1 protein-coding gene is annotated in these 1585 nt (G+C 70.1%); it reads right to left on the reverse strand.

The window, feature by feature from the left end:
• Positions 1 to 10 precede the first annotated feature (10 nt).
• Positions 11 to 1423, reverse strand: coding sequence for an NF041680 family putative transposase (locus tag ACIRRY_RS51795; protein WP_403988150.1), 1413 nt, complete (start codon positions 1421 to 1423; stop codon positions 11 to 13).
• Positions 1424 to 1585 lie beyond the last annotated feature (162 nt).

Raw genomic sequence — 1585 nt, forward strand, 5'->3', positions numbered from 1 at the left:
AGCTTGGTATTTATCCTCGCTGCCGTTTCAGGCGGATGTGTTCGGTGAGGGTTTCGGCTCGTTTCACGGTCTTCCCGGGCTCATGGCGTGGGGCTGGCCTGCGGTTCTTGGAGCCGGGTGGGCGTCCGGGGCCTGGCTTGGAGGGTTTGGGCACTCCCGCAGGACGGGTGGTCTTCGCGCGGAGGTTCCTGAACCCGCGGCGGACCCGGGCGGGGGTGAGCCGGCGAGGCTCGGCCGGTCGTTCCCAGGGGCGGCGGAGGTCCTCGGCGAGGGGGCGGGCGAGGCGGAGTTGGGTGTGGGCGGCGATGATGAGCCAGGTCCACAGGTCGGCGGTCGCGGGGTCGCGGACCTTGGGGACGGTCCAGCCGAGGGTCTGCTTGAACAGCCGGAAGGTGTGTTCAAGATCGAATCTGCGGAGGAACGCCTGCCAGCGCAGGTCGACGTCGGCGTTGGTCAGGCCGGTTCGCGAGGACCACAGCCAGACCGGCTTCGGATCGCGGTCGCCGGGCAGGTGCTCGACCTTCAGCCGGATCAACGTGCCGTGGACCAGCGGGAGTTCACCACAGTGGTCGAGCCACGGGCCGCGGGCGGTCAGGCGGGGGTGCATCCGGTCCCAGGCGAGGGCTTCGGCCCTGCCGTAGCGGGTGGTGTCGCAGGCGGTGGCCTGGTCGGGAGCGTGCCAGGACTCTTGCCTGGAGAAGGTGAGGACGCCGCCGTGCTTGCGGGGCTGCCCACCGCGCGGGGTGGAACGCCGGGGGCCGGCGTCGCGAAGCATCACCCGGTCCGAACGCAGCCGCCCGACCAGCTCGACGGGCAGGTCCGCCAGGACGTAGGCGAGGCGGGTGACGTCGTAGCCGGAGTCCATCACGACAAGGATGTCCGCGTCGCCGGGCCGCCACTGCCCGGCGTGCACGAGCCGGGTGACCACGTCGCGGAGCTGGGTGGCGGTCACCGCGGTGGCGTCGTCGGCCGGCCCGAGCCGGACCGCGTCCAGCACGGCGGTCCACGAGGTGCGTCCTGTTTCCAGGGCGGCGACGAAGGAGTAGGGCCAGCCGGGGATGAACTGATCCGCGCTGCGGCCCCGCCCGTAGACGTGGCAGAACAGCCGCTCCGGGCTGGTCGGGGCGTCGGGACGCAGCCAGTTGCTCACGTCCACCGCGAGCACGATCCGCCCGTCGGCGGCACGCGGCAGCGGCGTGGAGGCCAGCAGCCTGCGCAGGCGGCGCGGCTCCAGCCAGCCGTGGTTGACCGCGTCATACATCGCCCCGTGCCCGCGCCGGTGCTCGGCCGTGAGCGTCAGCTCGACCAGCGAGGTGACCGGACCATCAGCACACAGCACCGCCTCGGTGAGCTCGAAGAGCGCATCCGCACGGCTGTAAAGACAGTCGTAGAACTCGACACGAAAGTGGGACAGGATGCCCAACGCGGCCTCAGTGGACTGTTCAGGGGCAAGACTCTTCACCAGCGGCCGTTCTTTCACGCGACGTTGCTCGACACCTCGAAGCGTGAAGAACGGCCGTCCTGCTGTCTCACGAACACAGCAAGATCAGCAGGTCGAGTGACCAGCGAGGATAAACGCCAAGCT

This window comes from Streptomyces sp. NPDC101776, from assembly GCF_044766845.1.
Taxonomy (GTDB): domain Bacteria; phylum Actinomycetota; class Actinomycetes; order Streptomycetales; family Streptomycetaceae; genus Streptomyces.